This window comes from Haloplanus sp. CK5-1, from assembly GCF_037201915.1.
GTDB classification, from domain to species: domain Archaea; phylum Halobacteriota; class Halobacteria; order Halobacteriales; family Haloferacaceae; genus Haloplanus; species Haloplanus salilacus.
On record NZ_CP147505.1, the window covers coordinates 1,887,406 to 1,905,388 of the forward strand.

Below are 17,983 nucleotides of genomic sequence, written 5' to 3' on the forward strand. Positions count from 1 at the left end.
ATGCAGCCCTTCCCGACCGTCAGGCGGCGTTCTCGTAGGCTCGGCCGGCCGCTGCCACGGCCTCGCCCAGCGGGAGCGTGACGCCGAACCGGCGGGTCAACAGCGCGACCGGCATCAGCGCGATGCCGAGGACGAGGGTCAACTGGTAGCACGCGAACACGACTGCACGGGACGGTGACTCGATCATCTGCGTGGTCGTCCCACCGGCGGTCGGGGTATATATACTTTCTTCCTTCCGGGAGGGGACGACCCCGATCACGTCTCCCAATTCGCTCCCACGACGACTCGCGGCCGCCGTCGATCCCGGATCGGCTCCGATCGACGGATACTGGGCGTGGCGTACCTCCGACATACGCATAACTTACGACGCCCATCGACAGGGCGTACGCGCCGGCGTGGGAAACGCTGATACCTCACGTCTCCCTACGACGGCCCATGTCAAACTGGACCGACAGGATCGTCAGCGACCGGATGGCCGTCGACCGGGAGTTCAGCGATCGGGTCCGCTCCTCCGAGTTCACCAATCAGGAGTGGGGGCTGATCATGACCGCCGTCGAGTTCGAGATCGAACACGCGGACGACCCCGAACGCGCACGGGTCGTCCCCGACACCGAGAACCTCCCGCAGATGATCCCCGAACTGGAGAAGGTCCAGGGTGGGATGGGTCCCGGTGGTCAGGGCGGTGGCGGTGACAGCGGCGACGGCGTCTTCGACGCCATCCGCGGCGCACTCGGTCTGAGCGGCGACGACGAGGCCGAGCGACTCGACGCGGCCGAACGACTGGTCGAGGAGTACGCCGACGCGCTTCAGGAACGCCTCGAGGATCGCGGAAAGTGGGACGACGTCCGCGACGCGTACGACGGCGACTAAACCTCGTCGCCGCCGTGGAACAGCGTCAACTCCTCGGCTTCGTAGATGTTGATCAGCTCCGTGACGATCTCGTCGTACTCCTCGTCGTCCTGTCGGAGGCTGTCGAGGCGTGCGACCGTCTCGTCGTCGAGGTGAACTTGTGGCATACGTGAACGAAGGGGACCCGAGCTCTTAACTCTCCGGCAGACGCTCGATCACCCTATCGGTGAACGCGTCGGTGCCCGCCGAGCCGCCGAGATCCGGCGTCCGTGGTCCCTCTGCGAGCGTCGACTCGACGGCCGTCCGGACGTCGGCGGCCGCGTCGTCGTGGTCGAGGAAGTCCAGCAGCATCGCCGCCGAGAGGATGGTCGCCGTCGGATTGGCGACGCCCTCGCCCGCGATGTCGGGCGCACAGCCGTGGACCGGTTCGAAGAGTCCCCGATCGGAGCCGACGTTCGCGCTCGGGAGCAATCCGAGGCCGCCGACCAGTCCAGCCGCCAGATCGGAGAGCATGTCGCCCGCCAGATTGGGACAGACGATCACGTCGTACCCCGTGGGATCCATGGCGAGGTGTGTCGCCATCGCGTCCATGTACCCGTCGTCGACGTCGACGCCGCGGTCGCTTGCCACCTCTCGGATCGTGTCGACGAACAGGCCGTCCGTGACCCGCATCACGTTGTTCTTGTGGGCGACGGTGACCCCGTCGTGGCCGTTCGCGTCGGCGTAGTCGCAGGCGAACTCGCCGAGTCGCCGCGACGCGGACTGGGTCACCAGCCGCGTCAGCGTCGACACGTCCTCCGAGAGGCGGTTCTCGATGCCGGCGTAGACGCCTTCCGTGTTCTCCCGCAGGATGACCAGATCCGTCTCCGGTTGGACGGCGTCGACGCCGGGGTACGTCCGCGCCGGGCGCACGTTGACGAAGGAGTCGACCGCGTCCCGGAGCGGGAGGATCACGTCCGCCGACGTCTCGCCCGTCGCACCGAACAGCGTCGCGTCCGCGTTCGTGACCGCCTCGACCGTCTCGTCGGGGAGGGGGTCGCCGGTCCGCTCGGCGACGGCGTCGCCCGCCTCAACGTGGACGAACTCGAAGTCGGCAACCGCCTCCAGTACCCGCAGGGTCGCCGGGACGACCTCGTGGCCGATCCCGTCGCCCGGGAGCACCGCGACGGTCTCGGTCATCGCGACTCGACGTACGGCAGGTCGGCCGCCGTCTCGTCGATGGCGTCCATGTTCGACCGGAGCAGGGCGACGGTGTCCCAGATGCCCTGCACCAGCGCGCCGTGCATCGCCTCGTCGATGTCGACGTCGACGGTCTCGCCGTCGTAGGTGACCTGTCGATCGACCACGTCGAGTTCGACCCCCGCCTCGGGGTTCGCCTCAACGAAGTCCTGGAGGTCCGCGACCGTCTCGGGATCGGTCGTCGCGGCCGGGATGCCGAGGGACTTGCAGTTGTCGGCGAAGATCTCGGCGAAGGACTCGCCGACGATGGCCTCGACGCCCCACCGGGCCAGCGCTCGCGGCGCGTGTTCCCGCGAGGAGCCACAGCCGAAGTTGTCGTTGACGACGAGGACGTTCGCGCCCTTGTACTCGTTGAACGGGTGGTCGTTGAGTTCGCCGTCGTCGTCGCGGCGGGCGTCGTAGAAGGCGTACTCGTCCATCCCCTCCCACGTCGTCGTCTTGAGAAAGCGGGCGGGGATGATCTGGTCGGTGTCGATGTCGTCGCCACGGACGGGGACGCCCGTCCCGGCGACGCGGCGGACCTTCATCTCCTCGACGCCGACGCCGTCTTCACGCGGGCTCTCCGACCCCTCGCCGTCGCTCATGCGCCCACCTCCATGCCGCGCACGTCGGTCACTTCGCCCGCGACGGCGGCGGCGGCGACCATCGCCGGACTCATCAACACGGTCCGGCCGTCCTTGCTCCCCTGTCGACCCACGTAGTTGCGGTTCGACGACGACGCACACCGCTCGTCGCCCTCGAGGGAGTCGTCGTTCATGGCCAGACACATCGAACAGCCCGCTTCGCGCCACTCGAAGCCGGCGGCGCGGAACACGTCGTCGATCCCTTCGGCTTCGAGTGTCGACTTCACCGTCTGTGAACCGGGGACCGCGAGCGCGCGCACGTCTGGGTGGACCTCGCGGCCCTCCAACACGGCCGCGGCCTCGCGGAAGTCGCTCGTCCGGCCGTTCGTACAGGTGCCGAGGAAGGCCACGTCGATGGGGTAGCCCGCCATCGGCTCGCCGGGTTCGACGCCCGTGTGTTCCTGTGCGGTCCGGGCGGCCTCGCGTTCGCCCTCGGGCAGATCCTCGGGGGCCGGAACCGGATCCGAGACGCCGACGGCCTGCCCGGGGTTCGTCCCCCAGGTGACCATCGGTTCCAGGTCGTCGACGTCCAGGTGGACGACGTCGTCGTAGTCGGCGTCGTCGTCGCTGGCGACGGACTCCCAGTACGCCTTTCGCTCCTCGAAGGCGTCACCCTCGGGGACGAACTCGCGCCCCCGGAGGAACTCGTAGGTCGTCTCGTCGGGGTTGATGTAGCCCGCACGGGCACCACCCTCGATGGACATGTTACACACCGCAAGTCGCTCCTCCATCGAGAGGTCCCGCACCGCCTCGCCGCCGTACTCGTAGACGTAGCCGACGCCGCCGTCGACGCCGAGTTCGGCGATGATCTTCAGGATGAGATCCTTCGAGTGGACGCCCTCGCCGAGCGTGCCGTCGACCTCGATCCGACGGACCTCGGCCTTGTCGGCGGCGACACACTGCGAGGCCAACACGTCCCGGACCTGACTCGTCCCGATGCCGAAGGCGATGGAGCCGAAGGCCCCGTGGGTGGCGGTGTGGGAGTCGCCACAGACGACGGTCATCCCGGGTTGGGTCAGCCCCAACTCGGGCGCGACGACGTGGGTGATCCCCTGTTTGTCGGAGTCCAGTCCGTAGAACTGGATGTCCGATTCGGTGGTGTTTCGCTCCAGCGCGGTGAGCATCCCCTCGGCGGAGTCGTCGGCCAGCGGGCGCTCGCGACCCTCGGGTCGCGTCGGGACGATGTGGTCCACCGTCGCGACGTTGCGCTCGGGGTAGGGCACCTCGACACCACGTTCGCGCAGTTCCGAGAACGGCTGGGGGCTGGTCACCTCGTGGATGAGGTGGAGGCCGATGAACAGTTGGTCCTGCCCGTTGGGCAGGTCGGCCACCTTGTGGCGGTCCCACACCTTGTCGTACAGCGTACCCTCGCTCATCGGTCGGCGCTCGTACGGGAGAGGCGTCCCCGTCCCGCACCCAGGCGTGGCTCGTCCCCCCGCCCTCCGGCGGCGCGCTCCGTGCGGTCGACCGTGTCCGTCCGCTCAGTCATCCGCCGGGGCCTCTGCTTCTTCGGTGGACTCCTCCTCGGCCCAGGAGAACAGGGCGCGCAGTCGCTCGCCGACGTCCTCGATGTCGTGGTTCCGGTCGGCCTCGTGGAGTTGGGTGTAGGAGGGTCGTCCGGCCTGGTTCTCGAGGATCCACTCGCGGGCGAACTCGCCGTTCTGAACCTGCTCCAGCGCCTCGTCCATGTTCTCGCGGACGCCCTCGTCGACGATCTCCGGCCCCACCGCGAGGCCGCCGTACTCGGCAGTATCGGAGACCGAGTTCCACATCTCGGCCATCCCGCCCTCGTACATCAGGTCGACGATCAACTTCATCTCGTTGAGACACTCGAAGTACGCCATCTCCTCGCTGTAGCCGGCGTCGACCAGCGTCTCGTACCCCTTCTTGATGAGCTCCGTAATGCCGCCACAGAGGACGGCCTGCTCCCCGAACAGGTCCGTCTCGACCTCCTCTTGGAACGTCGTCTCGACGACGCCGGCGCGGGTGCAGCCGATGGCCTGAGCGTACGCGAGGGCTTCCTCTTTCGCGCTCCCGGTCTCGTCTTGGTACACGGCGAGCAGCGCCGGGGTCCCCGTCTCCTCGACGTAGTTGCGACGCAGGAGGTGTCCCGGCGTCTTCGGGGCGATCATCGTCACGTCGACGCCCTCGGGGGGTTGGATCTGGTTGTAGTGGATGTTGAATCCGTGGGCGAACTGGAGGGTGTCCCCCTCTTCGATCCCGTCGCTGATGGCCTCGAACACCGCGGGCTGGACCGTGTCGGGAACCAGCATCGAGACGATGTCGGCCTCGGCGGCCGCGTCGTCCGGCGTCGCCACGCGCAGGCCGTCGTTCTCGGCCTGTGACCAGGAGTCCGAATCCCGTCGCAGACCGACGACCACGTCGATCCCGCTGTCCGAGAGGTTCTGTGCGTGGGCGTGGCCCTGGCTGCCGTAGCCGAGGACGGCCACGGTCTTGCCGCTGATTTCGTCGCTGTTCGCGTCGTCGTCGTAGTATACCGGTGTGGTGAATTCGTCTGTCATGGTTACGTAGTCTTCCGCGTGCCGCGTTCGAGCGCCGCCGTCCCGGTCCGGACGATTTCGTGGATGCCGAACCGACCGAACGTCTCGACCGCGGCGTTGATCTTCTGCTCGCTGCCCGTGATCTCGACCGTCACCGACTCCTGGGAGACGTCGACGGTCTTGCCGTCGTACATCTCCGCGACCGCGCCCACCTGATCGGGGGCGGAGCCGTCCACCTTGATCAGGGCGAGTTCGCGCCGGATCGCGGTGGGTTCGAGTTCCGTGACGGCGATCACGGGGACGAGTTTCTGGAGTTGTTTCTTGGCCTGTTCGATGCCCGGTTCGGACTCCTCGATTTCGAGCGTGATCCGCGCCCGGTCGGGATCGGTGGTCGGACCGACGGTGAGGCTTTCGATGTTGAACTGGCGTCGCCGGAACAGTCCGGAGATGTTCGCCAGCACGCCGGGTTCGTGTTTCACGAGCGCCGACAGGACAGCCCGTCTGTCCTCCGGCTCCGCCTCGACCTCGGGGTCGATCCGAATCCCCTGAGAGTTGCGCCGTCCGTCCGGGTCGGGGCGCTCCTCCGGTTCGGGGCCGTCGAGTCCATCGCTCATAGTTGGTCCTCCGAGAGGGCGAACTTGTCGTTCGCGCCGCCGCTCGGCACCATCGGGTAGACGTTCTCCGCCGGGTCGATGTGGAAGTCGACGACCGACGGACCGTCGTAGTCGAGTGCCTCCTCGACGGCGTCGGCCACCTCGTCGTAGTCGTCGACGCGCCAGCCGCGCGCGCCAAAGGCCTCGGCGAGTTTGTCGAACTCCGGGATCCAACTGTAGCCGGCGGCCATGTGTCGCCCCTCGAAGAAGGCGTCCTGCCACTGACGGACCATCCCGATGTACTCGTTGTTGAGGATGGCGACGGTGATGTCGAGGTCCTCGCGAACGGCCACCGAGAGCTCTTGGACCGTCATCAGGAAGGAGCCGTCGCCGTCGATGCAGACGACCTCCTCGCCGTCGTCGGCCGCCATCTTCGCCCCGATGGCCGCGGGGAGGCCGTAGCCCATCGTCCCCAGCCCGTGCGAGGAGACCCACGTCCGTGGCTCGCGGAACGTCCAGTACTGCGACGCCCACATCTGGTGTTGGCCGACCCCCGAGGTGACGATGGCCTCGTCGCTCGTGGCCTCGTCGAGCGCCTCGACGACGAACTGCGGCTTGAGCGGTTCGTCGTCGGGGGCCGCGTAGTCCATCGGATACTCCTCCTGCCACGCCAGACACTGCTCGCGCCACTCGTCGGCGTCGGGCGCGGTCGTCAACGCCCCGTCCAACTGCTCGAGGACGCGCCCCGCGTCGCCGATCAGCGGGTAGTCGGCGTGGATGTTCTTGCTGATCTCGGCGGGGTCGATGTCGACGTGGATCACCTCCGCTTCGGGAGCGAATGACTCGATACCGCCCGTGAGGCGGTCGTCGAACCGCGTGCCGACGGCGATCAGCAGGTCCGTGTGGTTGATCGCCATGTTGGCGTAGCCGGTGCCGTGCATCCCCGCCCACGACAGACAGAGGTCGTGGTCCTCGGGCATGGTGCCGATGCCGGGCATCGTCGTCACGACCGGGATGTCGTAGGCCGTGGCGAACTCGCGGGCCGTCTCCGCCGCGTTCGCCTTCACGACGCCGCCGCCGAACAACAACAGCGGCTTGTCGGCGGCTTCGATGGCCCGGGCAGCCGTCTCCACGTCCGCGTGGTCGGCCTCGTCTTGGGGCATGTACGTCTCCGGCGTCTGTGCCATCCCCGGGTCACGGTCCGTCTCGGCGTTGGTCACGTCCTTCGGGAGATCGACGAGTGTCGGCCCCGGCCGGCCCGTTCCCGCGAGCGCCACCGCCTCGCCGACGGTGTCGCCGACGGTGTCGGCGTCGTTCGCGAAGTAGTTGTTCTTCGTGATGGGGGCGGTGATGCCCGTCGTGTCCGTCTCCTGGAAGGCGTCGCTCCCGACCATGCTCTGGGGCACCTGCCCGGTCAGCGCCACGACGGCGTCGGAGTCCATGTTGGCGTCGGCGATGCCTGTCACGAGGTTGGTCGCGCCGGGACCCGAGGTGGCCAGGCAGACGCCCGGCTCTCCCGACACCACGTTGTAGGCGTCGGCGGCGTGGGCCGCTCCCTGCTCGTGGGCCATCATGACGTGGTCGATATCGGAGTTCCACAGCGCGTCGTACACCGGCATGATCGCGCCGCCCTGCACACCGAACATCACCTCGATACCGGTGTTCTCCAGGGCACGGACGACCGACGTCGCGCCGGACGACACCGTCGTCGGCGTCGTCTCCGTGTCGCTGTCGGCCTCCGTCTCGGGTGGCTGGGTCGTTCGTTCGCTCATGCTGTCCTCCAGTGACGATGTCTCGGTGGCTGTCGGTGTGAGTCGGTCATGGTTGGGTGGCTGTCTGGCTCCCTGTGTACGTGTGGTGCGGTCGCGTCGGAGAATGGGGTGTGAGGGGCTATACAGCCCCTACAATAGGATCGATCCGTCCCTCGGCACCGCGGCTGTGGCGGGCCGACGGATCGCGGCGCGTGGCCGAACTGCGGGCTGGATCGAACCCTCGCATCGTATCCGATGCGTTCTTCTCCGACGACATAACTGTTTCCGTCGCGGTCCACGTGGGGAGCCACCCGCCGCTCCACGGGTGGAGCGAGCGGGGACGACCCCATCAGGCGCGGACCTCCTCCTCCCGGGTGACGTTCTCCTCGCTCGCGAAGCGCCGGAGGTCGGCCATCGTCACGCGCTCTTTGTCCGCGCCGTAATCCTTGACCAGCCGCGTTACGGCCCGCACTTCGGCGTCCGTCGGGTCGTACCCGATCTCGTTGAGACGCTTTCGGACCGAGTGGGTTCCCGTGTGTTTACCCAGTACAAACTCGCGGGTCGCACCCACCATCTGTGGGGTCATCACGCCCGGTTCGAACGTGTCCGAGTTCTCGATGACGCCCGCGGCGTGGATGCCGCTCTCGTGGGAGAAGGCGTTCCGTCCCACGACGGGCTTGTTCGGCGGGTTGGGGATGTCGCTGTAGTCTTCGACCATCCGGGACAGTTCCGTGATCCGGGTGGTGTCGATGCCGGTGTCGACGTCGTACAGCGCCTCCGAGGCCATCACGACCTCCTCGAAGGCGGCGTTGCCGGCGCGCTCGCCGATGCCGTTGACCGACACCTGGGCCTGTGCTGCGCCGGCCTCGAAGCCGGCCATGGCGTTGGCCGTCGCCAGCCCGAAGTCGTCGTGCGCGTGGACGTCGACCCGTGCGTCGGTGTTCTCGTGGACCATCCCCACGAGATCCATGAAACGCGTCGGCGTCGCCACGCCGCAGGTGTCGGGGATGTTGATCCAGTCGGTGCCCGCCTCGCTGACGGCTTCCACCATCTCGACGAGGAAGTCGTCGTCGGTACGGGTGGCGTCCATCGGCGAGAACATACACTCCACGCCCGCCTCCTTCACGCGCTCGACACAACTGACGGCGCGTTCGACCGCCTCCTCGCGGGAGGCGTGCATGGAGTCCTGCAGTTGCACGTCGCTCGTGCTCACGAAGACGTGGACCAACTCCACGCCCGAGTCGAGGGCGGCTTCGACGTCCTTGTCGACGACACGGGCCAGTCCACACACCGTCGTGTCGGTAGCTCTCGAGATGTCCCGAACGGCCTCGAACTCCGCGTCCGAGTTGACCGGGAACCCAGCCTCGATGACGTGGGTGCCCATCTCGTCGAGTACTTCGGCGATGTCTCGCTTCTCGTCGTAACTGAACGACGTGCGTGGCGACTGCTCACCGTCTCGGAGCGTCGTATCGAAAATTCGTACACCGTCAATTTCGCCGGTGCGGGCCAACGTGCCCTGGAAGAACTCGATCCGCCGGGGTATCCGACGAATCCTCCATGTCGTTAGACATTGTACTATGTTCGAGGCCACGCCCGATATATAAAACTGTCCTTGTGCGTGCCGGGTTCGTCGTCCCGGCCGGGTCGGTAGTGTCTCTCCCCGAACCGGTCCGTCGACCGCCCGACGGTACCGACTCCGACGGGCCGTGGCGCACACGTTCGGGACAACCCTCTGGACGCCACGGCGTCGATCCGGACCGATGCCAGTAATCGACTTCGACGCCCAGCGCGAGTACGACGACGAGCGCTTCGCTGCACACGGTGTGTTCCGGAGCGACCGGACGAAGGTCGTCTGTGGCTTCTTCGAACCCGGACAGTTCATCCCGGTCCACGCGCCGGACAGCGACGTGGTCGTCTCCGTCCGGTCGGGGACGGGCCGCGTCCGCGAAGGTGAGACCGATCACGCGGTGGAACCCGGCGACGTGGTCGTCGTCGCCGCGGGGACGGCCCGCGGGGTCGAGGCCGACGACGACGCCCGACTGGAGGCGCTCCTGGTGACCGCGCCGCCGCCGACCGACGCCGAACACGACCCGGTTCGGAAGGGACTGCGGGAGGGTGAGTTCGAACCGGAGTGAGGGAGTTCGGACGCCCGAACGCTTTTCTCCCGCCCCGTCGATTGGGTTCCATGAGCGAGTTCGACCTCGACCTCCGGAACGCGGAGGAGCAACTGGGGGAGGGCGGCGACGACGGCGGCTCCGAGGTCGTTCTCGGCGTCCTCGACGGGAGCACCGACCCCGAGGAGTGGATCGCCGCCGTCGAGGCCGGCGAGATACTGGTGTTGAACGTCGAGGGCGACCTGAACCGACTCGCGGCGGGGTTCGCCCGCGAGGTGCGCGACGCCGGCGGGACGCTGATGCGATTTCGTGGCTTCCTCGTCGTGACGCCGCCCGGCGTCGGCATCGACACCGACCGGCTCTCCTGACGGACTCGCCCGTCACCCCGCCACGACCGATCGAGGGTTTATGCGCGTCCCGACCCCACCTCGTGGTATGCCACTGAAGGGAGGCCGTGCGACCCTGCACGAGATCGACCGCTGGGAGGGTGGCGTCGGCTGGATCGCCTACCCCGACGAGGACATGCAACGGGCGAGTCACGCCCTCGCCGTCGACGGCGAGGTGTGGGCCGTCGACCCGGTCGACGCACCGGGCGTCGACGACTTGCTCGACGACGTGGGCGAGGTCACCGGCGTCGCGCTCTGTCTCGACCGCCACAAGCGCGACGCGGCCGCCGTCGCCAACAGACACGATGTCCCCGTCTCCGTCCCGGAGTGGATGGACGGCGTCGCGCCGAAACTCGACGCCCCGGTCGAGACGTTCGGGGATGAACTCGGCGACACGGGCTACCGCGTACGACGGGTCCGGGACGCCTCGTTCCCACCGTGGCAGGAGGCCGCGCTCTACCGTCCGGGCGAGACGCTGCTGGTGCCCGAGGCGGTGGGTACCGCCTCCTTCTTCCGGGCCGACGGCGAGCGACTCGGCGTCCACCCCATGTTGCGGCCGATCCCGCCGCGGGGCGCGCTCGCCGACTGTTCGCCCGAGCGGGTGCTCGTGGGCCACGGTGAGGGGATCTTCGACGACGCCGAGGGCGCACTTCGTGACGCCCTCGCCGGCGCGCGCCGCCGACTCCCGGCCGCGTACGCGAAAATGATTCGCGAGATGGTGCTGGGGTGACTCGGAGCCGGGACACGACCGGCGTCCACGTGACCCGGGGGCTGATCGAGGTGTTGGTCGACCGGGCCGCGGACGCCGAACCCTCGCGAGTGAACACCGTCCTCGACGCGACGCCCGCTTCGGAGTTCGACGCCGACCTCGGTCTCGATCCGTCGACGCTCGTGTTGACACACCTCTACTTCCCCGCGGCCGGTCGCTCCGTCAGCGACGTCTTCGGCGTCGACCTCGGAACACCCGCCGGCCGGGGGCGCGCACGCTTTCTCACGCATCCGCAGGGTCCGCCCGAACTCACCCGTCGTGACGACCTCGCGGGCGTCGTGTTGCTCGCGGTGCCGCCGTGGGAGGTGGCGTCCGTCACCGCGTTCGACCGGCGAGGACGACGGCTCGAACTGACGGTCGTCGACGCCGAACCACCGGTCGAGTCGCTGCCCGAGTGATACGGACGATTGCAACTGTGTGCCGGTGGTTCGCCGGATCGTCTCGGTGAACCACCGGGAAGGACTCACAGGAAACCGTACGAGTCAGTCCAGGTAGCCGAGGTCGGCCAACTGGTCCGTGATCTCGTCGAACTCGGCCTCGGTCAACTCCCCTTGGCGCTGGTGCTGGATGACGATGCTCCGGAGCAGGAAGCGAACCAAGTCGCTCGTGCTCGAGAAGCTAGTGCCCTCGATGGTGTCCTCGACGCGGTCGCCGAGTTCCTTCGGGATCGAGACGGTAGTGTAGTCGGTCATGGTCGTAGCACGACCGCAGGACGCATTACACTTACTCCCGCAGTCGACGGGGCTGACCGTCGCTCCGGACACGAGTCGACGGCGACAGGTCGAATGGCGGTCGTTTTTAGTGTCTCGGTGACAACCCCCGGTAATGGCAGCGAGGCCGCCCCAGCAGGACACGTCGTCGCCCGATTCGGTCGAGTTCGGCATCGCCGCCCTCGTCGGCCACCTCGATCAGGCGGATCTGGAGTTTCCCGCAACCCGCGACGAGGTGGTTCGGGCGCTCGGTGACCCGGAGATTCCGTACGACGGGTCGGGAAGCGCAGTCGCCCTGTCCGAGGCGATGGAGTCGCTTCCGGAGCGGACGTTCGACTCCGAGTCGGAACTCCTCGACTTGCTCCACCCGGTGTTCGAGGAGTACCGCGTCTCCACGGGCGGTAGCCTCATCGGGCGGCTCCGATCCATCCTCCCCTTCTAGTTCGGCGCGACCCGCGGTTCGTCGCCGAGCGGCGTCTCGAGTTGTCCCGTGACGAACTGCTTGATGACCGACTCCTCCGCCCGGTGGAGGGTGACGCTGGCCGTCGACTTCGCCAACCCCACCTCGTCGGCGAGTTCGGTCAGCGTACACTCCCGGGGCGTGTCGTAGTAACCCGACTCGGCCGCCGTCACGAGCAGTTCGCGCTGTTGGTCGGTGAGCAGATCCGGCTGTTCGACGGCGTCGTACACCTCGTTGAGCGTGTACGACATCCCGAACGCCTCCAGTTGGTCGCCGAACTCCGAGAGCCGATCCCGCGAGGCCGTGAGTTCGATCAGCGCCTGTCCGTCGCGGATCGTCAGCGGCAGTTCCAGCGGCGCACCGGACTCCTGGATCGACAGCAAGAGGAGCGGTTCGTCCGTCTCGAACTGCGTGACTGTGGTGTCGTCCGACCGCTGCATCACCCGCAGCGAGGTGATGCCGTCCCTGCTCTCGACGGCCCCGAGGACGGCCGGCAGGGAGTCGCTCTCGATCTCGAGCAGTCCGAACCCCGTCTCCCCCGACGGGACGGCCGACAGCACCCGGAACGTCGTCGAGGGGAACTCCCGCGACACCTCCCCGATCCAGATCACCTCCGGCAGATCGATCGTGAGTTTGGCGTAGGGCATAATCTCCGTAGTCGGACCAACGCCGTCACGTCCCTCGGCGGTTTGCCCGAACATGTTCCGCGTTCCGGCGGGGCTGAGGGCCCCCCGACGGCGCGGGTCGTCGTCCCGGTCACGTGAACCGCGTTCACACGACACCGCGAAAACGAACCGTTCACGTAGCGGAGTTCTCGACACCACGTCGTGTTCGGATCGACGCTGGGGACGGTCCGCGGATTCAGGCGTCCCGTCTACGCCGTCGCGGGCGGGCGGCTGATCAACGTGTTCGGCTCGGGACTGGTCTACCCCTTCGCGACCATCCACTTCCACCTGCAGGTGGGCATCCCACTGAGCGTCGTCGGCCTCGGCCTCCTCGCCAACAACGTCGCCACGGCGACGGGGACGGCCGTCGGGGGCTACCTCGCGGACCGGTACGGCCGACGGCCGGTGATGGTCGGGAGCATGGCTCTCTCGGCGTTCACGCTCGCGGCGTACGCTCTCGTGACCACGGGCGCGGGCTTTATCGCCGTCGCGACGGCCGCCGGCCTGACGACGGGGCTGTACGCCCCGGCGAGTCAGGCCATGATCGCCGACCTCACCGACGCGGCGGAGCGGGAGCGCGGTTACGGCCTCCTGAAGGTCGCCAGTAACGTCGGCTTCGGGTCCGGCTTCGTCGTCGGTGGGGTGCTCTACGAGGTGGCGAACGTCGCCGTCTTCGTCGCCGACGGACTCACCTCCGCCGTCGTCGCCGCCGTCCTCGTGGTCGCCCTGCCGCGGGTCCACGACGGCCGGGCCGCTTCCCTCTCCGAGAGCGCCGGCGACTGGCGACGGATCGTCTCCCGACGCCGACTCCTCGGACTCGCGCTGCTGAACGTCGGGTTCGCGGTCCTGTACGCCCAGATGCAGGCGACCGTACCGGTGGTCGCCAGCGAGCGCCTCGGACTCGACTCCGCCCAACTGGGGACGCTGTACGTCCTGAATCCGGTCGTCCTCGTCCTCTTCCAGATGCCGATCATCGACGCGGTCGGCGACTGGCGACGCACCCGCGGGCTACTCGCCTCCGTCGCGTTCTGGGGAGGCAGTTTTCTGGCCGTCGCCGGCGTGACGCCGGTGGTCACCGCTGTGGGCGGTACCGTGGCGACGGCCGTCGGCGTCGGTCTACTCGGCGTCTTTCTCGTCCTCCGGACCGTCGGCGAGGTACTTCACTCGCCGCTCGTCACCTCGCTCGCCAGCGACTTCGGCACCGCCGACGGCCGCGGCTCGCGTCTCTCGCTCGTCGAAATCGCCAAGCGCCTCGGGATGGGGCTGGGCGCGGCCCTGGGTGGGGCCTTCTTCGACTACGGGTTCGCGGCCCTGCTCTGGCCGGCGCTGATCCTCGCGTGTGTCGGCCTCGCGGTTGGCTTGCTCGTCCTCGAACGCCGCGTCTCGCCGGCGGAGAACGGCGTCGCCGGCGGCGAGTGACGATCCGGAACCGCGACCGGCCGGAGTAGCGACGTGCCGTCGACGGCTCCTTACTTCAGCCGGTCCCGAACCGCGTCCCGACGCACCGTTCCGGAGTCGGTCCGGGGGACCGCATCGCCGAACCGGATGGTCCGGGGAATCTCGTAGTCGGCGAGCCGCTCCCGGCAGTACGACTCGACGGCGGCGGTCGAGAGGTCGACCCCGTCGCGGGGGACGACTAGCGCGGCGACGCGTTCCCCCCACTCGTCGTCGGGGAGCCCGACGACCGCCGCGTCCGCCACGTCCGGGTGTGTCAGGATCACCTCGGTCACCTCGGCGGGGGCGACGTTCTCCCCGCCGGTAACGATCAGGTCGTCGGTGCGGCCGACGACCCACACCCGCCCGTCCTCGTCGCGGTACCCCACGTCACCGGTGTGGAGACCGTTCGGGCCGAACGCCGACCGGTCGTCGTCCAGGTAGCCGGGAGCGACGGTCGGCCCCGAGACGACGAGTTCGCCGACCTCGCCCGGCGGCCGCTCGTCGCCGTCCTCGCTCCGGACCGAGAGGTCGGTCCAGAACAGCGGTCGACCGACCGTCCCCGGGTATGCCCGCGCCTCGGCGGGCGTCGCCGTCGCGATCTGTGAGGCCGTCTCGGTCATGCCGTAGGTCGGGAAGACCGGCACGTCCCGATCCCGACACCGGTCGAGGAGGTCGCCGGTCGCCGGCGCGCCACCGAGCAGGACTGCCCGCATCGACGGGCCGAGCGATCCCTCGGTCGCGTCGAGGAGGCGACCGAGCGTCGTCGGTACCAGCGACGTGGCCGTCACGTCGTAGGCTTCGAAGTCGGCGGCGACGGCGTCGGTCTCGAACGACTCCCGGACGACGACCGTCATGCCGTAGAGGGGCATCCGGACGAGCGGCGTGAGGCCGCCGACGTGGTGACAGGGGAGGGTGACGTGCCAGGTCTCGGCCCGATCCAGCCCGAGGCGGATCGCCGAGGCGACGGCGCTGGCGAGGACGTTCCCGGCCGTCAGGCGGACGCCCTTCGGCCGTCCAGTCGTCCCCGAAGTGAATGGGACGAACAGCGTCGAATCGAGGCCCCAGTCGTGGGGGACGACCGCCTCCGGCGTTCGGGCCGACAGCGCCGTCGCACCGGACGCGGGGTCGTCGACGGACACGACGGGCACGGTCGCTTCGTCGACCGCCGCCGCGGCGTCGACGGCGTCGGCCTCGGTCGTCGCGTCACAGATCAGGGCCGTGGCGCCGGCACGATCCAGCCGCTCGGCGAGGTCCGCTGGCGTGAGTCGCGGGCCGAGCGGAACGGTGACCGCGCCGAGTCGAATCGCGGCGTGAACCACCTCGACGGCCGTCCGACCGGTGGGGAGGAGAACGCCGAGGTGGTCGCCGGGACGGACCCCGAGCGTGGCCAGTCGGCCAGCCGTCCGCTCGACCCCGGCGTCCAGGTCCGCGACCGTCAGTCGCTCGTCCCGGTCGGCGTCGATCAGCGCCGTCGCCCCCGGAGTCACGTCTACCCGGTGTGTGAGCGGGTCGTTCATGCGTGTTCGACGAGTTCGACGAGGACGCCGCCGGTCGAGTCGGGGTGGAGGAAGGCGACGTCGTGGCCCCACGCACCCGGTCGGGGACTGTCGTCGACGGTCTCGACGCCGGCGGCGCGGGCGGCGTCGAGAGCCGACTCGACGTCGTCCGTCGCGAGCGCGACGTGGTGGAGTCCGGGTCCCCGACCGTCGAGGTAGCGGGCGATCGGTCCCTCGTCGGTTCGGGGTTCGAGCAGTTCGAGGTAGCCGTCGCCCACGTCGAGGAATGTCACGTCGAGTCCGTCGAACGTCTCCCGGTGGGCGACCGGCGTATCGAAGAGGGATCCGAACAGATCGGCCAGGGCGTCGCCGTCGCGCGTCGCGACGCCGACGTGATCGAAGCGCATACCGATACCACCGACCCGCGCGGACATATAGATTGGTGGGCGTTACGAGTCGTCGACGGCGAACGGCGAATCGTCGCGGTGGACGTAGTCGACCCGTCGGGCGCGGTCGGCGAGCTGGGTGAAGTAGTCGAGCGCGATGTTGGTGATCTCCCCGTCGGCCGCGAGTTTGAACCGGCCGTCGATGAAGCCGAGGTGTTCGGCCTTCTCGCCCAGCGGGTCGATCTTCAGCACCCACTCGGGACCGTTCGCGTTCAGCCAGTTCGCGATCTCGTTGCCCGTGATCGTGTCCCGGTCGAGCACCTCGTCCGATGGTTCGCTCTCGCTCATCGTCCGGTGAAAGGACGGTGGTAACTAAACGTTGTTCCCCGAACGCGACCCCGAACCCCCGTTTCTGTCAGTCTCGAGCGACGTTCAGGTCCCGCTGGACGTCTTCGGTGAACGCGTCGTCGACGTCGATGGCGGTGCCCGTGTTCCGGATCGTGTTCGTCGCGACCACGCCCGACGCTCCGGACCGGATACGGATGCCCGCGGCCTCGCAGTCGTTGATCGCGTTGCCCGTGACGGTGAAACTGTACGGGCGTCGCTCCTCGCGTGGGTCGGTGTCCGCGGCGTCTGCGGGCACCGTCCGGGAGATGAACCCGACCTCGCAGTTCTCGATCTGATTGCCCGAGACGGTGATGTCGTAGGACGTGGCCGCGGGCGTGCCGGCGACCGCCTCGCTGAGGTGGGTCTCCTTGTACTCGATTTCGATTCCCGCCTCGCCGCCGGGATCGCCGCCGAACTTGTTCAGATTCCGACAGACGTTGCCGACGATCGTCCCCTGTTGGGCCGGCGAACACGCGATCAGGCTGTGACCGCCGTCGAAGACGACGTTGCCCACGACGGCGAAGTTGCTGACGTTGTAGGTGGCGATGTTGTTGAACTTCATCCCCGAGACGCGGTTCTCGGCGACGACCACGTCGGTCGAACGCTTCAGGTCGCGGTCGCCCCCCTCGGGCGCGCCCCGACTCGTGATCCCGTACCAGTTCGGGTTCACTACCTCGTTGCCCCGGACGACCACGTTCTCACAGCCGGTGAAGGAGAGCGCCATCTGGAACCCGTTGACCGTCCGGTTGTTCGCGATGAGGACGCCGGTGCAGTCGTCTGCCTGAACCGCGTGGCTGTCCAGTTGCGTGCCCGCACCGTCGAACTCGACGTTCGTGACGGCGGCGTTGTCGCCGCGCACCCGGATCAGGTCGTGACCCCTCGGCAGGGGGTTCTCCTGGTCGTCGGTCGGGAGTGGATCGTCCCGGCGTCCGACCTGTGATCCGACGAAACGGGTTCCTCGCTGTCCCGTCAGCGCGGTGTCGTCCCCGAGGGTGGCCGGCCCGCCGAAGCGGAACGTGTCCGCGGCGGCGACGACGGTCCCGCCCCCGTCCGGGACGGCGTCGAAGGCGTACTGGAACGCCTCCTCGGCGTTGCCGTCCGCGGTCGTCCGGAACGCGACGCCGGTGCCGTCGGTGACGCGGTACTGGCCGTTCTCCCGGTAGACCAGAGACACCGCCCCGCTACGCACCGGATCGCTCCCCATCTGTGCCGCGCCGTTCCCGGTGAACGCCCCGAGTCCGGCGGCCGATCCGACGCCCGCGACGAACGACCGGCGGGTCGACCGCCAGTCGGAGACGCGCGAGACGAGTCCCGTTTCGCTGGTGTCGTCTGCCATCACGCAGACCTGTCCCCGATCCGATCATAACCCTATATAATAGCCGTCCGGACGGTCACCGCCGGGTCCCGAGCGGTCCGAACCTGGTACCGGCCCACCCCGATATCCACCACCACTCCGTGGGGAACAATAGCGCTACCGAGAGCCACGTTCGTCTCCCGACCGACACGAACCCCTCACACGACTACACCCCCGAATATATCAATATTACAATAGTTAATGTCCTCTCGGTCGCTTCGTTCGCGTGATGTCGGAGAAACACTCCGGACGACGGCGACGAT

At 68.4% G+C, this 17,983-nt stretch carries 22 protein-coding genes; 7 read left to right on the forward strand and 15 right to left on the reverse strand.

The annotated features are described in order from the left end of the window. Positions 1 to 19: 19 nt before the first annotated feature. A complete protein-coding gene (locus NBT81_RS09975) occupies positions 20 to 352 on the reverse strand; it encodes a hypothetical protein (protein WP_338742598.1) in 333 nt (110 codons plus the stop codon). Positions 353 to 435: 83 nt separating this feature from the next. Between NBT81_RS09975 and NBT81_RS09980 the strand changes: the two genes are divergently transcribed. Continuing rightward, positions 436 to 870: a DUF5799 family protein gene (locus NBT81_RS09980; RefSeq protein WP_338738081.1), complete on the forward strand. Its 435-nt coding sequence runs from the start codon at positions 436 to 438 to the stop codon at positions 868 to 870. Here the strand turns inward: NBT81_RS09980 and NBT81_RS09985 are convergent. The 8 genes from NBT81_RS09985 to NBT81_RS10020 all read right to left on the reverse strand — a co-directional run bounded on the left by NBT81_RS09985 (position 867) and on the right by NBT81_RS10020 (position 9,147). Continuing rightward, entirely contained in the window at positions 867 to 1,016 is a 150-nt protein-coding gene (locus tag NBT81_RS09985; RefSeq protein WP_338738083.1) for a DUF7557 family protein, read from the reverse strand. The two genes, NBT81_RS09980 and NBT81_RS09985, sit on opposite strands and share 4 nt — an antisense overlap. A 25-nt stretch (positions 1,017 to 1,041) precedes the next feature. Further along, the gene (locus tag NBT81_RS09990; RefSeq protein WP_338738085.1) at positions 1,042 to 2,028 is read right to left on the reverse strand and encodes an isocitrate/isopropylmalate dehydrogenase family protein; all 987 of its coding nucleotides are present in this window, start codon (positions 2,026 to 2,028) and stop codon (positions 1,042 to 1,044) included. Next, on the reverse strand, positions 2,025 to 2,672 hold the full coding sequence (locus tag NBT81_RS09995) for a 3-isopropylmalate dehydratase small subunit (protein ID WP_338738086.1): 648 nt from the start codon (positions 2,670 to 2,672) through the stop codon (positions 2,025 to 2,027). The genes NBT81_RS09990 and NBT81_RS09995 overlap by 4 nt, the downstream gene beginning before the upstream one ends. Beyond that, the gene (leuC, locus tag NBT81_RS10000; RefSeq protein WP_338738088.1) at positions 2,669 to 4,087 is read right to left on the reverse strand and encodes a 3-isopropylmalate dehydratase large subunit; all 1,419 of its coding nucleotides are present in this window, start codon (positions 4,085 to 4,087) and stop codon (positions 2,669 to 2,671) included. The genes NBT81_RS09995 and leuC overlap by 4 nt, the downstream gene beginning before the upstream one ends. A 105-nt stretch (positions 4,088 to 4,192) precedes the next feature. Continuing rightward, positions 4,193 to 5,233: a ketol-acid reductoisomerase gene (ilvC, locus tag NBT81_RS10005; protein ID WP_338738090.1), complete on the reverse strand. Its 1,041-nt coding sequence runs from the start codon at positions 5,231 to 5,233 to the stop codon at positions 4,193 to 4,195. Positions 5,234 to 5,235: 2 nt separating this feature from the next. Next, entirely contained in the window at positions 5,236 to 5,826 is a 591-nt protein-coding gene (ilvN, locus tag NBT81_RS10010) for an acetolactate synthase small subunit (RefSeq protein ID WP_338738092.1), read from the reverse strand. Next, positions 5,823 to 7,577 (reverse strand): biosynthetic-type acetolactate synthase large subunit, encoded by a 1,755-nt coding sequence (gene ilvB / locus NBT81_RS10015; protein ID WP_338738094.1) that lies wholly within the window; start codon positions 7,575 to 7,577, stop codon positions 5,823 to 5,825. The genes ilvN and ilvB overlap by 4 nt, the downstream gene beginning before the upstream one ends. Before the next feature lie 328 nt (positions 7,578 to 7,905). Beyond that, positions 7,906 to 9,147, reverse strand: coding sequence for a LeuA family protein (locus NBT81_RS10020; protein WP_425498634.1), 1,242 nt, complete (start codon positions 9,145 to 9,147; stop codon positions 7,906 to 7,908). Between the two features lie 169 nt (positions 9,148 to 9,316). Here NBT81_RS10020 and NBT81_RS10025 point away from each other — a divergent pair, with 169 nt between their 5' ends. From NBT81_RS10025 to NBT81_RS10040, 4 genes are all read left to right on the forward strand, one after another. Continuing rightward, a complete protein-coding gene (locus NBT81_RS10025; protein ID WP_338738098.1) occupies positions 9,317 to 9,691 on the forward strand; it encodes a cupin domain-containing protein in 375 nt (124 codons plus the stop codon). 50 nt (positions 9,692 to 9,741) lie between these two features. After that, positions 9,742 to 10,038, forward strand: coding sequence for a DUF5779 family protein (locus tag NBT81_RS10030; RefSeq protein WP_425498635.1), 297 nt, complete (start codon positions 9,742 to 9,744; stop codon positions 10,036 to 10,038). A gap of 67 nt (positions 10,039 to 10,105) precedes the next feature. Further along, positions 10,106 to 10,786 (forward strand): hypothetical protein, encoded by a 681-nt coding sequence (locus NBT81_RS10035; RefSeq protein ID WP_338738100.1) that lies wholly within the window; start codon positions 10,106 to 10,108, stop codon positions 10,784 to 10,786. Next, complete coding sequence (locus NBT81_RS10040) at positions 10,783 to 11,223, forward strand: hypothetical protein (RefSeq protein ID WP_338738102.1); 441 nt, start codon at positions 10,783 to 10,785, stop codon at positions 11,221 to 11,223. The genes NBT81_RS10035 and NBT81_RS10040 overlap by 4 nt, the downstream gene beginning before the upstream one ends. 84 nt (positions 11,224 to 11,307) lie before the next feature. Here the strand turns inward: NBT81_RS10040 and NBT81_RS10045 are convergent, their stop codons facing one another. Continuing rightward, positions 11,308 to 11,517, reverse strand: coding sequence for a ribbon-helix-helix domain-containing protein (locus tag NBT81_RS10045; RefSeq protein ID WP_338738104.1), 210 nt, complete (start codon positions 11,515 to 11,517; stop codon positions 11,308 to 11,310). A 133-nt stretch (positions 11,518 to 11,650) separates the two neighbouring features. Between NBT81_RS10045 and NBT81_RS10050 the strand changes: the two genes are divergently transcribed. After that, a complete protein-coding gene (locus NBT81_RS10050) occupies positions 11,651 to 11,977 on the forward strand; it encodes a hypothetical protein (RefSeq protein WP_338738107.1) in 327 nt (108 codons plus the stop codon). Here NBT81_RS10050 and NBT81_RS10055 read toward each other — a convergent pair. Further along, positions 11,974 to 12,642 carry a helix-turn-helix domain-containing protein gene (locus tag NBT81_RS10055; protein WP_425498785.1) on the reverse strand — a complete coding sequence of 223 codons (669 nt, stop codon included), beginning with the start codon at positions 12,640 to 12,642 and terminating at the stop codon, positions 11,974 to 11,976. The two genes, NBT81_RS10050 and NBT81_RS10055, sit on opposite strands and share 4 nt — an antisense overlap. A 180-nt stretch (positions 12,643 to 12,822) precedes the next feature. Here NBT81_RS10055 and NBT81_RS10060 point away from each other — a divergent pair, with 180 nt between their 5' ends. Next, complete coding sequence (locus NBT81_RS10060; protein ID WP_338738111.1) at positions 12,823 to 14,079, forward strand: MFS transporter; 1,257 nt, start codon at positions 12,823 to 12,825, stop codon at positions 14,077 to 14,079. A 50-nt stretch (positions 14,080 to 14,129) separates the two neighbouring features. On the opposite strand, the gene NBT81_RS10065 is transcribed toward NBT81_RS10060, so the two are convergent. The 4 genes from NBT81_RS10065 to NBT81_RS10080 all read right to left on the reverse strand — a co-directional run bounded on the left by NBT81_RS10065 (position 14,130) and on the right by NBT81_RS10080 (position 17,702). Then, entirely contained in the window at positions 14,130 to 15,614 is a 1,485-nt protein-coding gene (locus NBT81_RS10065) for a class I adenylate-forming enzyme family protein (protein ID WP_338738113.1), read from the reverse strand. Further along, positions 15,611 to 16,000 carry a methylmalonyl-CoA epimerase gene (gene mce, locus NBT81_RS10070; protein ID WP_338738116.1) on the reverse strand — a complete coding sequence of 130 codons (390 nt, stop codon included), beginning with the start codon at positions 15,998 to 16,000 and terminating at the stop codon, positions 15,611 to 15,613. The genes NBT81_RS10065 and mce overlap by 4 nt, the downstream gene beginning before the upstream one ends. A 42-nt stretch (positions 16,001 to 16,042) precedes the next feature. Further along, positions 16,043 to 16,327 (reverse strand): hypothetical protein, encoded by a 285-nt coding sequence (locus NBT81_RS10075; protein ID WP_338738118.1) that lies wholly within the window; start codon positions 16,325 to 16,327, stop codon positions 16,043 to 16,045. 67 nt (positions 16,328 to 16,394) lie between these two features. Further along, complete coding sequence (locus tag NBT81_RS10080) at positions 16,395 to 17,702, reverse strand: right-handed parallel beta-helix repeat-containing protein (RefSeq protein ID WP_338738120.1); 1,308 nt, start codon at positions 17,700 to 17,702, stop codon at positions 16,395 to 16,397. Between the last annotated feature and the right edge of the window lie 281 nt (positions 17,703 to 17,983).